The organism is Thalassobacterium sedimentorum (assembly GCF_031127905.1).
GTDB classification, from domain to species: domain Bacteria; phylum Verrucomicrobiota; class Verrucomicrobiia; order Opitutales; family Coraliomargaritaceae; genus Thalassobacterium; species Thalassobacterium sedimentorum.
Map to the genome: position 1 here is coordinate 21,453 of NZ_JARXIC010000035.1, position 12,792 is coordinate 34,244.

11 protein-coding genes and 1 pseudogene are annotated in these 12,792 nt (G+C 52.1%); 11 read left to right on the forward strand and 1 reads right to left on the reverse strand.

Annotation, left to right across the window (positions count from 1 at the left end):
* Positions 1 to 33 precede the first annotated feature (33 nt).
* Entirely contained in the window at positions 34 to 1,167 is a 1,134-nt protein-coding gene (locus QEH59_RS15595; RefSeq protein WP_308986312.1) for an ATP-binding protein, read from the reverse strand.
* A 181-nt stretch (positions 1,168 to 1,348) separates the two neighbouring features.
* On the opposite strand from QEH59_RS15595, the gene pncB reads away from it, so the two are divergent.
* The 11 genes and pseudogenes from pncB (at position 1,349) to QEH59_RS15650 (ending at position 11,907) form a co-directional block, all read left to right on the forward strand.
* On the forward strand, positions 1,349 to 2,512 hold the full coding sequence (gene pncB / locus QEH59_RS15600) for a nicotinate phosphoribosyltransferase (protein WP_308986313.1): 1,164 nt from the start codon (positions 1,349 to 1,351) through the stop codon (positions 2,510 to 2,512).
* A complete protein-coding gene (gene nadE, locus QEH59_RS15605; RefSeq protein WP_308986314.1) occupies positions 2,509 to 4,470 on the forward strand; it encodes an NAD(+) synthase in 1,962 nt (653 codons plus the stop codon). The genes pncB and nadE overlap by 4 nt, the downstream gene beginning before the upstream one ends.
* A gap of 6 nt (positions 4,471 to 4,476) precedes the next feature.
* Complete coding sequence (locus QEH59_RS15610) at positions 4,477 to 5,187, forward strand: NUDIX hydrolase (RefSeq protein ID WP_308986315.1); 711 nt, start codon at positions 4,477 to 4,479, stop codon at positions 5,185 to 5,187.
* A gap of 184 nt (positions 5,188 to 5,371) precedes the next feature.
* Positions 5,372 to 5,935: a nicotinamidase gene (locus tag QEH59_RS15615; RefSeq protein ID WP_308986316.1), complete on the forward strand. Its 564-nt coding sequence runs from the start codon at positions 5,372 to 5,374 to the stop codon at positions 5,933 to 5,935.
* Positions 5,932 to 6,504 carry an NUDIX domain-containing protein gene (locus QEH59_RS15620; protein WP_308986317.1) on the forward strand — a complete coding sequence of 191 codons (573 nt, stop codon included), beginning with the start codon at positions 5,932 to 5,934 and terminating at the stop codon, positions 6,502 to 6,504. Before QEH59_RS15615 ends, QEH59_RS15620 begins: the two co-directional genes overlap by 4 nt.
* A gap of 1 nt (position 6,505) precedes the next feature.
* Positions 6,506 to 6,622 (forward strand): annotated as a pseudogene (locus QEH59_RS18900) (ADP-ribosylglycohydrolase family protein); the annotation flags it as partial.
* Positions 6,623 to 6,687: 65 nt separating this feature from the next.
* Complete coding sequence (locus QEH59_RS15630) at positions 6,688 to 7,152, forward strand: ADP-ribosylglycohydrolase family protein (protein WP_308986319.1); 465 nt, start codon at positions 6,688 to 6,690, stop codon at positions 7,150 to 7,152.
* 18 nt (positions 7,153 to 7,170) lie between these two features.
* Complete coding sequence (pnuC, locus tag QEH59_RS15635) at positions 7,171 to 7,728, forward strand: nicotinamide riboside transporter PnuC (RefSeq protein WP_308950208.1); 558 nt, start codon at positions 7,171 to 7,173, stop codon at positions 7,726 to 7,728.
* A complete protein-coding gene (locus QEH59_RS15640; protein ID WP_308986320.1) occupies positions 7,725 to 8,765 on the forward strand; it encodes an AAA family ATPase in 1,041 nt (346 codons plus the stop codon). Before pnuC ends, QEH59_RS15640 begins: the two co-directional genes overlap by 4 nt.
* A gap of 137 nt (positions 8,766 to 8,902) precedes the next feature.
* Positions 8,903 to 10,573 (forward strand): hypothetical protein, encoded by a 1,671-nt coding sequence (locus QEH59_RS15645; protein ID WP_308986321.1) that lies wholly within the window; start codon positions 8,903 to 8,905, stop codon positions 10,571 to 10,573.
* A 116-nt stretch (positions 10,574 to 10,689) separates the two neighbouring features.
* Entirely contained in the window at positions 10,690 to 11,907 is a 1,218-nt protein-coding gene (locus QEH59_RS15650) for an inner membrane CreD family protein (protein ID WP_308986322.1), read from the forward strand.
* Positions 11,908 to 12,792: the final 885 nt, after the last annotated feature.

The window sequence follows — 12,792 nt, forward strand, 5'->3', positions numbered from 1 at the left end:
AGATCATTAGGGGAGTGATGCGAAGCATGTGGGTTAAAGCAGAAATTGCGTAAAATTCTCTGGGTGCGCGAATTGCACCGGTGTTTCAGGGTAGGCTTTGGGCCATGCGCCGGGCACTTTGTGCTTCTTGTTTTGCCACTTGCATTCGAACGCGGCCAGTTGGCCGTCGGGGCTAACTTCGATGAGATCGATTTCTTGCTGGTCGTAAGTTCGCCAAAAATAGCTCTGTGTGCCTGTGTTATGGTAGGCGTTGAATCGGCGACGTTCGTTGATGAAGAAATTTTCCCAAAGGGCGCCGCGGTCGGCTCGCTGGTTGATCGGCTGGAATTGGTTGATCACTGCATTGCGAATGCCGTTATCTACGAAGTAGTAGCGCTGGGTCTTGCTGACTTCTTTGCGCAGATTTCGTGAAAAACCGCCGACTCGGAAGATGACGAAGCTTTTCTCAAGTAGATCCAGATAGCGCTCTATGGTTGATCGGTTGAGCTGTAGGGAGTTCGCCAATTCGTTGAGAGACAGTTCGCTGCCGATTTGATGGGCCACCATGGTGGCTAGGTCGCGCAGCTTTTGAGCGTTACGTAGTTGCTCGAATACGAGTATGTCTTGAAACAGATAATCTTCGACGAGTTGCCGCAGGTAAGCTTGGCGTTCTCTTGGATCGCCGATTTGGAGAACTTCCGGGTAGCTTCCATAGTTTAAAAGGTCGGGAAGTTGCGCTTTGGGCGCGAGGGGGTCCTTCCACGCTGCTATTTCGCTTACGGTGACGGGGTGTAGGTAATGTACGGCGCGTCGCCCTGTCAGGGGTTGCCCGAGCATTTGGTCGAGGCGAAAGGCGGATGAGCCGGTGACGATGACTTTTAACTTTGGGAATAGGTCGACCAGTAGCTTGAGTGCGGCTCCTGCGTTTTGAACGGATTGTGCCTCATCGAGAAAAAATCCATCGTAGGCGCTAAACATTTGTCGATAGCGGGAGGCGGATCGCGATTCAAGTAATTCGGCTAAATCGCGATCTTCGCCGTGCCCTTGATACCAAGCTTCCTCTTGAACCGTCGTTAGGTAGTTCTGGATGAGTTGCGTTTTGCCTACTCTGCGTGCGCCAAAAAGCATCCAGACACGTCCGGGCTTTATGGTGTTTCCGAGTGTAGCAGCCAGTTGTCTGGGGATCATGATTTCTTAATAAATGTAAATTTGGACGGTTTAGCAACCAAATTAATGTAAATTTGGACGGTTTAGCAACTGAATTAATATAAATGCGGATAGTTTGTGGGTTGCGATACAAGTTCTCGTAAAGACGTATAGTTTTAATTTAAGCTTGATAAGTGTAAAAAATACACTTTTGTGTTTGTTAATGAACACTCTATTGGACAACGATCTTTACAAGTTTACGATGATGCAGGCTGTTTGGTTAAAATATCCTAAGGCACGCGTGCGTTATCAATTTATTAATCGTCGCCGGGAGGATGTCTTTACTGAAGAGGCGGTTCATATAATACGTGAGCGCATCATGCGATTGGCGGACTGCTGCTTGACGGAGGGAGAATTGCAATTTTTAGCAGAGTTACCTTTTATTCGCTTTGATTTTATTGAATTCTTGCGTGGCTTTACGCTTAGCGCGGAAGACGTGAAAGTTGAGTTCGAAGACGGGCATTTGCATTTATGGATTGAAGGAACATGGGTGAATACGATCCTCTGGGAAGTCCCCTTGATGGCCATCATCAGTGAGGTTTATTTTGAGGTGGTGGATACGAATTGGACAAGTGATTTAAGTGGGTATGCTAAGAAGACGGCTGAAAAGGGGAGGCGTTTAAGTGCAGAGGGTTGTAACTTTTTCGACTTTGGCACACGCCGTCGTCGTAGTTATGCGTATCAGGATGCGGTCGTAGCTGCTTTTAATGACGTGGGCGGGACTTTTGGCGGCACTAGTAATTTGCATTTTGCGATGAAGTATGGATTGCGTCCGATTGGGACGATGGCGCACGAGTGGATTATGGGGCACGCAGGCTTAGGGCGGGTAGAGACCGCGAATCAAGTCGCCTTAGATGCTTGGCTTGAGGTCTATCAGGGGCAGTTGGATACTGCCCTGACAGATACGTATACAACTGAGTTCTTCCTGCAAAACATTCGCGGCCGCCTTGCGCAGACTTACGATGCCTTGCGGCACGATAGTGAATGTCCCTTGGGATTTGCTGATAAGGTGCTTCAATTCTATGCCGATGAAGGTATCGATCCGGCTGAAAAGGGAATTGTTTTTAGTGATAGCCTGAATGTGGACAAAGCAGTCGAGATCAATCGCCATGTTGCTGGACGGACGAAGGCTTGGTTCGGTATCGGGACTCATTTCACTAATGACTTTGGCGATAGTTGTGCGCTGAACATCGTGATCAAGTTGTATGAGGTGGACGGAGTGAAGGTGGCGAAGATCAGCGACAATCCAATCAAGGCGAGTGGCGATCCGCTGGCTGTGCAACGTAGTCTTGAGGCGATTCAAGCAGCAGCCGTAAAATTAGCATGAGAAAGCACATACACATCGGAGCCGCTGCGCTCAATACAACGCCAAAGGATTGGAGCGGGAATACCGACATGATTCTTGCGGTGATCGACGAAGCGAAGCGGCGAGGTTTGGGTTTGCTCTGTTTGCCCGAACTGGTGACTACGGGTTATGGCTGTGAGGATGAGTTTCATGCACCCTATGTCTCCGAGTGGGCTATGCGTATTCTGTTGGAAAAAATCATTCCAGCCACGCGTGAGATCGCGGTCACGGTGGGGCTGCCCATTCGTAGTCATGGGGCAACTTACAACGCGATCGCGGTGGTGGTGAATGCAGAGTTGCTTGGCTTTGCGGTGAAACAAAATCTAGCGGGTGATGGTATTCACTATGAGCCACGTTTTTTTAAGGCATGGCCGAGCGGACACGTAGAACACTATGATTTTGATGGAGGCCGTTGCTTGATTGGAGATCTCGTCTTCGAAATCGATGGGCTTCGGGTAGGCTTCGAGATTTGTGAAGATGCTTGGGTGGCTGGCCGCCCAGGTGTGGAGTTGGCTCAGCGGGCGGTGGATGTTATTTTGAATCCATCGGCGAGTCATTTTTCGTTTGGAAAGAGTCGGATTCGCGAGCGTTTTGTTCAGGAGGGCTCACGCGCCTTCCATTGTGTCTATGTCTATGCTAATCTGATCGGCAACGAAGCTGGGCGTGCGATTTACGACGGTGATTGCCTGATCGCGACACAAGGTGCGATTGTTGCACGCACGGAGCCTTTTCAGTTCCAAGACTACTTACTGATTGATGCAGTGGTCGATGTGGAAGCGAATCGAGTGAACCGAAACCGTCAGGCTAGCTATCGTCCTACATTTGATGCAGTCGAGCGTCTCAGTGTGAGCGAGTGGCAGGTATGGACGGAGGCCGCCTTTACGAAAGCCGTGCCGATGCGCACAGCTTACACACAAAACGAGGAGTTTTACCGTGCCGTCACGCTGGGGCTATTCGACTATATGCGTAAGGCGCGCACAAATGGATTTGCGATTTCGCTCAGTGGCGGTGCTGATTCGGCCGCCTGCCTGGCTTTGGTTTATCTGATGGCGAAGACAGTGCTGCAGGAGAACCCTCAACACCCTTATGTGCGGCAACTCTTAGGAGATGCGGATACGACGACTGAGGCCTTGATGCGGCGCATCTGTGTCTGTGCGTATCAGGGCACGATCAATAGCTCGGACACGACGGAAGACGCGGCTCGTGTCTTAGCGGAGGAGACGGGCGCGCAATTCGTCTCGATCAACGTGCAAGCCCTGGTCGATGAGTACGAGACGATTCTCAGTGGTTACCTCGGGCGTCCGCTCAACTGGGAGACCGATGATATTAGCCGACAGAATATTCAGGCCCGCTGCCGAGCGCCGGGAATTTGGGCGATGGCCAATGCCAGTAACTACCTCTTGCTCTCGACCAGCAACCGCAGTGAAGCAGCGGTGGGGTATTGTACCATGGACGGGGATACGGCGGGGAGTCTGTCGCCGGTCGCTGGGATTGATAAAACATTCCTGCGTCAATGGTTGGTTTGGGCGGAGCGGGAGCACTTGCCGAGTTTGCAGATTGTCAACGGTCTCAACCCGACAGCGGAGCTGCGCCCACTCAGTGCCGACCAAACGGATGAGGAAGACTTGATGCCTTATCCCATTCTGAATCGTATTCAAAAGTTGGCTGTGGTGCAAAAAAAGAGCCCCCGCGCCATCTTTGATTGCTTGCAGGATGAAGTCGAGGGGGCAAGTGCGGAGCAGACATTCGCGTGGTTGAAGCGCTACTTTAGCTTGTGGAGTCGTAATCAATGGAAACGGGAGCGGTACGCTCCGAGTTTTCATGTCGACGACGAGAATCTCGATCCGCGCAGTTGGTGCCGATATCCAATCCTTTCCGGAGGTTATATCGACGAGCTTGCGGAGTTGGAGGCTTTTGTTTTCACTTTCAAAGGAAATTAAGCGACTATGCCACCATCTAGAAAAGCAGCCAGACCGACAGAGTTATCCTCGTTTATTGTATCCGTGGATAGCGTCATCTTTGCCTATATGAACCAGGCGGTGTATATTCCGCTCATTATGCGTGCGGTTGAGCCGTTCCAGAATTGTTGGAGTTTGCCTGGAGGGCCGATTTTAGAGAAAGAAACGCCGGAGTCTGCTTGCTTGCGGAAGCTCGAAGAAGACATGGGTTTGAAGGTCGAGTATTTGGAGCAGCTTTATACCTTTGGTGCGCCCGATCGTGACCCGCGAAAGCGTGCCTTTAGTATCAGTTATTTTGCGCTGATCGCCGAGAGTGAGGAGCCTCTTTCATGGGGGCAGGATTCTCGGACGGCGCAATGGTTTCATATCGATCAACTGCCCGAAGTCGGCTGGGCTTTCGACCACCAGCAAATAGTTCAGATGGCGATCAAACGGCTAAGAGCCAAGCTGAGCTATGAGCCTATCGGGCTGAGCTTGCTGGCTGAGGAGTTCAGTCTGTCTGAATTGAAGCGTATTTACGATGTCATCCTCGGCACCGAATTGGATCGACGGAATTTCCAGAAGAAGCTAAAGTCGACTGGCCTGTTGATCCCGACCCGCACCGTGCCCAGTCCCCGTGGTAAACCGAGCCAGTTGTATCGCTTCGACGAAGCGCGTTATAAGCAGCTCAAGGAGGAGGGGCTCTCCTTCGGGTTTTGAGCGTGTCCTGTTCTTGTCGTCCTTATAAATGCGGAAGAAGATCCTTGGTTACTTATGGGCTTAGGCGGTATGAAATAATATAAGAATTAGAAATGCATTTGAAAGTGTTGGAGCTTTTTATTAAGTGTAAAATGTACACAATATGATTGACGGTTGTTATAATTGTAAATTATACACTTAACCTATGGAGGCGAAAACAGCACTGATAATTGTCGATTTGAACAATGACTTTCTGCCGGGCGGCGCGTTGGGCGTCGCGGGTGGAGATGTCATTTTGCCGGTTATTAACAAGCTAGCTGGAGGCGGAGACTATGCGACTGTCGTGGCGACGCAGGATTGGCATTTGGGCGATCATGTATCTTTTGAGACTTGGCCCGCCCATTGTGTGGCGGGCACTTTTGGTGCGGAGTTGCATGCGGATTTGAATCAGACTAATGTGCATGCGGTCATTCGCAAGGGCTTCGATCAGGACGTTGATAGCTACAGCGGTTTTTACGATGAGCGAGGGGCGACCAATGGATTGGCCGAACTGTTGAAAGCACGCGGGATCGAGTGCGTCGATATCGTTGGGATTGCCACTGATTACTGCGTGAAGGCGACTGCCATCGATGCCGTTCTACGAGCAGGACTCAAGGCGCGGGTTTTGCTTGAGGCCTGCCGTGGGGTTGGGGTGCACCCAGGCGATATTGATCAGGCTATCGAGGCAATGCGCACCGCGGGTGTAGAAATCGTGGACGGAACTTTATGAAAGCGATCAAACATACAATCTTGAGTGATACCAAATGGCTGAAATTGGTGGAGGCTGAAGCCGAGATCAAGGGGCGCACCAAGCAGTGGGTTTATTGTAGTCGTCGCAGAGATATTGAGCAGTCGATTAAAACACCCGATGCGGTGGTGATTGTTCCGTTCGTGAAGCATCCGGAAGGGACAAAATTGCTACTTGTTCGTGAGTATCGCATGCCGATCAACCAAACGATGATAGCCTTGCCAGCTGGCCTCGTTGATCCAGGAGAAAGGTGTGAGTCGACAGCTGAGCGTGAGCTTTTGGAAGAGACTGGCTATGCGGTCACCGCGGTTCTGGATAAGAGTCCGCCGACCCTATTTCCATCTGCGGGGCTGACCGATGAGTGCTTTCAATTTGTATTTGTGGAAGCGGAGTATCGCGGTCCAGCTGCGCCGGAAGCTTCTGAAGAAATTGAAGTCGTGCCTGTCACCATCGAGGGCTTACGTACTTTAATGGCGGGAACCCCTGCGTTTTGCGGCCGCACCTGGCCGCTTTGTTATCAATACTTACAAATGAATAAATTCCCGATTTAAAATGATTACACTGAATGATAAACTTTCCGGCTGTCTGCTAGGCCTTGCTTGCGGTGATGCGGTTGGCACGACCGTTGAGTTTAAAGAGCGAGGCGCTTTTGAGCCCTTGATTGATATGGGTCGAATTGCCAAGTCCTATCTAATCGAATCTTTAGTCGAAGGGCTGATCCATGCGCGCAAAATATGAGAAACAAAGGTGATATTTCCGGCTTAGTCTGGGGCACTGCGGTGGGCGATTCGCTCGGCTTGCCCGCCGAAGGGATATCGCCGGCTGAGATTAAGAAGTTGGGCTGGCATGACAACTGGAAGCATCGCTTTATTTGTGGCAGAGGTATGCTAAGCGATGATACCGAGCATACCTTGATGGTGTTGGAGGCTTTGACAGCAGCGATCCTCGGAGCGTTGGCCGGTGCCCAGTTGGGTCGTTCGGGCATTCCTGATGAATGGGTCGAGCCCATAAACGATTGGCCCAAGGGAAAATCGTTTATTAAAGCTCACATACAATGCATCCACGATGGGAGAGCCGCCCGTTCTCCGTTTTTCTTGTTACAGCTCGCGCGTAATCTAATTTTTTTGATCATCGTCTTGCTTCACGGTCTGACGCGGTTAATCCCATTTCGGATGCGTAAAATGTTATTCACTGATTAGGTCTGTTTGTTATTAAGAATGACTGCATTTGAAGTAATTGCGAACGGTATAAATGCGGTCTCTGTGGTACTGGCTGCGAGAAATAGCGTCCACACTTGGTGGACTGGAGTTATTGGGTGTGTCTTGTTTGGGATCCTTTTCTTTGGTGCTCAATTGTATGCGGATGCCACTCTTCAAATATTTTTTATTATGACTTGTCTCTTTGGTTGGCTCAAGTGGACTAAGGGGGATGAGGGGGCGCCGGCTCCAGTAAAACGAAGCGGAGCTCGTTTGCTAAGTCTCATGGCAGGCTCGGGTGTCCTAGTGACGCTTGCTTATGGCTTTCTTTTGCATGTCTATACGGATGCGTATGCGCCATTTCTGGATTCTACGGTTTTGGCCTTTAGTGTGTTGGGGCAATTGTTACTCATGCAGCGTAGAATCGAAACTTGGTGGTGTTGGATTTTAGTGGATATCATTGCCGTGCCGCTCTTCGCATCACGGGGATTGTATGTAACCTCTGTGCTGTATGCGGCCTTTCTAGCCAATGCGGTGTTCGGATTGCTCCGGTGGAAACGGGAAATGAGGAAAGCATGAGTTATCTATATGCTCGAGGCTTAGTTGTAGGGAAGTTTTCGCCGCTACATTTAGGGCATGAATCATTGATTCGAGCGGCATTGGAACGGTGTGAGCGTGTATACTTAATTTCATACTCGAACCCAGAGTTTTCAGGATGTGAGCGGGCTCATCGGGAGCGATGGCTCAAGCTTCGTTTTCCGAATGTTCATTCAATTGTTATAGATGCCGAGAATGTTTCCTGCATGCTCGGTTCCGTGGGGTGGGACTACTTGCCTAGCAATGAAGCGGCTGCCGAAGTGCACCGTAAACTGTGCGCTGATATTTGCCTGCAAATTTTTAAGACCTCTGTGGATGTCGTTTTTAGTAGCGAGGATTATGGGGCAGGATTTGCCCGATATCTATCAGGTGCATTCAGTGTTTATTATTGTGCGCCAGTTGAAGTTGAAAGTGTCTGTTTAGATCCTTCGCGGCGGCGGTTACCAATTTCTGGTTCACAGATACGTGCGAATCCTCATCAGCATCGCGCTTATTTGAGCTCCGAAGTTTATTGTGATTTTGTGGAAAAGGTATGCTTCTTGGGGGGCGAATCGACGGGGAAAAGCACTTTATCCCGTCTAGCGGCCGAAAGGTTTGGTACGGAGTATGTGGCTGAGTATGGCCGGACACTGTGGGAAGCGCAGTCTGGTCTCTTGCTATACTCGGATATGTTGAAAATTGCTCAGGTTCAAATTGAGCAAGAGCAGCAGGCATCTATGTCAGCGAATCGTTATTTATTTTGCGATACGTCTCCTTTGACGACGCTTCTTTATAGCGACGAAATGTTTGGAGAGGTCGATGACGCGTTGGAAGTTTTAGCGAACCGTCAATATGAGCATATTTTTCTGTGTGAACCTGACTTTGATTTTGTTCAGGATGGAACTCGAAAAGACGACTCATTCCGCCGCTACCAACACGATTGGTATATCCGGGAATTGAATAAGCGTGGACACCATTATATTCAGCTAAAGGGATCCATCGCGGAAAGACTCAAGGTGATCGAGTCGGTTCTATCGTGAACTGAGATTTTCAATAGCAAGGGGGCTGTCTAGTTTCCAATATAATAGAATGTGCTTAGCGCTATATGGTCTGTTCCCCCCGCGATTTCACAGTGAGTTCATAATGTTTTCAAAGAAGGGTTCTAGGATGGGGGACGATGAAAACAATTCTATGCTTCTTCTTATTCAGTGTCGGTTTGAGCGCGTTGGGTGCTGCGGGCGACATTTCGCAGGCGACGGTGACCTTGCCCTATTCCGAATTGCGGGGCCTGCTGGAGCGGGCTCAAGCTGCCCGCGACGACCGCGTGCCGCCCAAGCCGCCGGTGGACGTGTGGGTGCAGTCGGCGAATTATGTGGTCGATTGCACGGATCTGGCTGCGGTCAGTTTGCAGGCTCGTTTCAGTGTGGTGAACCTTTCGGATACCTGGCAATCGGTCTTTTTAGTTAAGGACAGTGAGGGCATTCGCTCGCTGGATCCGCCGGATGCGAAACTGGTGCCGATGGATGGCGGCCGTTGTTTACTCTTGGAGCCGAAAGCTGCGTCCATTGTGACGCTGGGGCTGCAGGCTGCGCCAGTGCAGCGTTCGCAGCGCGGTCAATTGCTGGCTGATTTTATGGCGGTGGGGGCGGGACAGTCGACTCTTGAGCTGCGGCATGCGGAGGATCCAGCGGCTATCATTGTGACGGGGGCAGTTGCTGCGAATCGTGAGAAGACAAAATTCAGTTTACCGGCGTCTGGTGGGTCTGTGCAGGTCAAGTTGTATGCGCCCGAGGCGATGCAGCCGACGCAGTGGCAAGCTTCGGCGAAGCACTGGATTCGTGATATGGGGGGCGTGATGCAGGTGAGCTGTCACTTGCGGCTGAATGCGACTGACGGTGGCCTCACGTCCAGGGCACAAGTAAGCTTGGCGAGTCCTGCCAGCGTGAATTCTGTGGCGGACTTCGGCCGTGGTGGTGGCGTGCGTGATTCGATTGAGATGACAGCGCAGGGGCCGATCTTACATTTGGAGTGGCCACACGACGAGGCGACCACACGGGAAGTGATGATTCAATATGCCGTGCCGATCGATCTGGTGGCGGAGCAATTCGCGGTGCCGCTTGTGAGGGTGGAGGGCGCGAAGAAGACCGACAGTGCTTGCTATCTTTCCGACTTCGATGGGGTCGAGGTGACGCCAACTGCCGGGGCGTGGATGCCGCTCGGGCGCTTGCCCGATTGGATGGGGGCGTCCGTGCGGATTGAGAAGCTGAGGTATCTCACGCTTTCGGATACAGCGGCCTTAGAACTATCTGCGCGGCCACTGCCACGGGTGAAAACCGCCTCGGCCACGGTGGAGACGGCGGAGTATGTCAGCGAGTTGGTGGCCGAAGGAAGTCTGTTGCACCGAGCCAAGCTTGTGATCGAACACGCCGACGCGGCGGAATACCGTTTCGTGCTGCCGGCAGGTGGTAAACTGCTGTCTAGTTCGATCAACGGTCGCTCGATGGATCCGTTGTTGGCGGAAGATGGCGGGCTGATCCTTAATTTGCCCAAAGGCAGTGGGACACATTCCAAGACCACAGTGGGCTATGTCTTTACCAGCAAAGGGCCAAAGATGAATCCCGTTGAGGGCAGAGTATCACTGGAGCTGCCGCGCACGCCCCTGTTTGTGCACCGCTTGATCTGGCAGCTGCAGTTGCCCAGTGAATATCAGGCCACCGCACTGGAGGGGAACGTCGTGATCGACGCCGGAGATGCGCATGGCGGATCGGTGCGTCTGAGTAAACAGATCTATGACGACGAAGCACCGATCGCTTCGCTCTATTATACACGCCGAGACCTAGAGCGCTGAAGCTTTATTTGTAGGGGCTTCACTAGTGACGTCCGCCGAAGCAAAGCACGCAAGCACGATGGTCTTCACCAGTGAGGTCTCTGCGAGAGATGACCTCAAATAACAACTACAAAATTATGCACAAATACACACTGACATTTCGCTCCATCCTCGCGGTGGGTTTTATTTTCATCTGCACCGCGGTCGGCTGGTTTATTCTAGGCGGGGCGCTGACGCATCGTTCGATGGATCGCTCCGGCTCATTGATGTATGAAGTGCAAGCGACTTGGGGGCCGCAGTTGCGGCAGGCGCATCCGATCGCTTGGTATGAATCGCCTGCCAATGCTTCGGGCCGTTCGTCTGTCAGCCCGAGTATGAGTCGGGTGCAAGTCGATCTGCAGTATGAGCCAAAGCGCAAGGGCTTGTTCTGGTATCGCACCTATCAGGTGCAATTTGCTGCCAATTATGAAATCCCGAATCCGACGCCGATCGCGCAAACCGTGTATGTGGCGTTCAGTCTGCCTTCCGCCGATGCGAGCTATAACAATTTCACCTTCGAGCTCGAGGGCGCAGGCGTCGACGAGCCCATCTTACGCGAGGGCACCATCACCCAGGCGGTGGTGATTCCGCCGCAGAGCACGGTGCCCCTGCAGGTGAGCTATCATGCGCGTGGGCTAAACCATTGGGAGTATGATCTCAATGGAGCGAGTCGCGTGCAGAATTTCCAGTTAGCCATGCAGACCGATTTCGAATCGGTCAATTTCCCCGGCGGAACCGCATCGCCCACCGACCGTTCGGAAGTCGCCACGGGCGGGTGGGATTTGATCTGGGACTACCCCGACGTGATTGGCGCGCAGTCGATCGGTATGGACATGCCCAAAGTCTTAAACCCCGGGCCGATTGCGAGCCGTATCAGTTTCTTTGCGCCGCTCTCCTTGCTTTTCTTTTTTGCGGTCCTGTTAATCTTCGGCGCGGTGACGGGGATTAATTTGCACCCGATGAATTACTTCTTTTTAGCAGCCGGCTGTTTCGCATTTCAACTACTCTTCGCTTACACGGTCGATCTGATGCCGATACATCTGTGCTTCTTTTTATCGGCTGCGGTTTCGTTGCTATTGGTGTGTGGGTATCTACATGCCGTTGGTGGTCGCGCGCTGACACGGATCGCGCTGCCTGCGCAGTTCGCTTACATGGTATTGTTTAGCTACAGCTTCTTCTTCGACGGTTTGAGCGGGCTGACCATCGCGATCGGTGCCGTGTTGACGCTGGCTGTCTTAATGCGCGCGACCGCCAAGATGGACTGGTCGACGGTGTTTGTGGCACGTAAGCGTGTGCTGGCAGGAGGCGATAGGTAGGGCTCTCTCGCCGAGAGAGCCGTGGGTTGGGAGGTCTGGCTGTGATTGATTGTTCAGTTACATTTGTGGGATGGTTGGCGAACGGCCGCCTTGGCAAGGCGGCCCTACCTGATGACTTTCGATTGCTGTTTGGATGTGGAGGTAGGGCTCTCTCGCCGAGAGAGCCGTGGGTTGGGAGGTCTGGGTGTGATTGATTGTCCAGCTACATTTGTGGGATGGTTGGTGAACGGCCGCCTTGGCAAGGCGGCCCTACCTGATGACTTTCGATTGCTGTTTGGATGTGGAGGTAGGGCTCTCCCGCCGAGAGAGCCGTGGGTTGGGAGGTCTGGCTGTGATTGATTGTTCAGCTACATTTGTGGGATGGTTGGCGAACGGCCGCCTTGGCAAGGCGGCCCTACCTGATGACTTTCGATCGCTGTTTGGAGATGGAGGTAGGGCTCTTTCGCCGAGAGAGCCGTGGGTTGGGAGGTTTGGTGTGATTGATTGTTCAGCTACATTTGTGGGATGGTTGGCGAACGGCCGCCTTGGCAAGGCGGCCCTACCTGATGACTTTCGATTGCTGTTTGGAGATGGAGGTAGGGCTCTCTCGCCGAGAGAGCCGTGGGTTGGGAGGTTTGGTGTGATTGATTGTTCAGCTACATTTGTGGGGTGGTTGGCGAACGGCCGCCTTGGCAAGGCGGCCCTACCTGATGACTTTCGATTGCTGTTTGGATGTGGAGGTAGGGCTCTCCCGCCGAGAGAGCCGTGGCTTGGAGAGTGGGGGGAAGCTTCATGGCGTGTTCCATCAACTGCGGTCTTCACAAGTGAAGCCCCTGCTATGTTAGTTTGTGTCAAGAACGTAGAAGCTGTTAGTTGGTTTTTACATATAAAAGTTTGGTTTCTCTT

What these genes read in the sequence shown, in the direction of transcription:
- QEH59_RS15630 (WP_308986319.1), top strand. Translation starts at nt 6,688, where the DNA reads ATGAGAAACAAAGGTGATATTTCCGGCTTAGTCTGGGGCACTGCGGTG.
- QEH59_RS15645 (WP_308986321.1), top strand. Translation starts at nt 8,903, where the DNA reads ATGAAAACAATTCTATGCTTCTTCTTATTCAGTGTCGGTTTGAGCGCG.
- QEH59_RS15610 (WP_308986315.1), top strand. Translation starts at nt 4,477, where the DNA reads ATGCCACCATCTAGAAAAGCAGCCAGACCGACAGAGTTATCCTCGTTT.
- QEH59_RS15615 (WP_308986316.1), top strand. Translation starts at nt 5,372, where the DNA reads ATGGAGGCGAAAACAGCACTGATAATTGTCGATTTGAACAATGACTTT.
- nadE (WP_308986314.1), top strand. Translation starts at nt 2,509, where the DNA reads ATGAGAAAGCACATACACATCGGAGCCGCTGCGCTCAATACAACGCCA.
- QEH59_RS15620 (WP_308986317.1), top strand. Translation starts at nt 5,932, where the DNA reads ATGAAAGCGATCAAACATACAATCTTGAGTGATACCAAATGGCTGAAA.
- QEH59_RS15595 (WP_308986312.1), bottom strand. Translation starts at nt 1,167, where the DNA reads ATGATCCCCAGACAACTGGCTGCTACACTCGGAAACACCATAAAGCCC.
- pnuC (WP_308950208.1), top strand. Translation starts at nt 7,171, where the DNA reads ATGACTGCATTTGAAGTAATTGCGAACGGTATAAATGCGGTCTCTGTG.
- QEH59_RS15640 (WP_308986320.1), top strand. Translation starts at nt 7,725, where the DNA reads ATGAGTTATCTATATGCTCGAGGCTTAGTTGTAGGGAAGTTTTCGCCG.
- pncB (WP_308986313.1), top strand. Translation starts at nt 1,349, where the DNA reads ATGAACACTCTATTGGACAACGATCTTTACAAGTTTACGATGATGCAG.
- QEH59_RS15650 (WP_308986322.1), top strand. Translation starts at nt 10,690, where the DNA reads ATGCACAAATACACACTGACATTTCGCTCCATCCTCGCGGTGGGTTTT.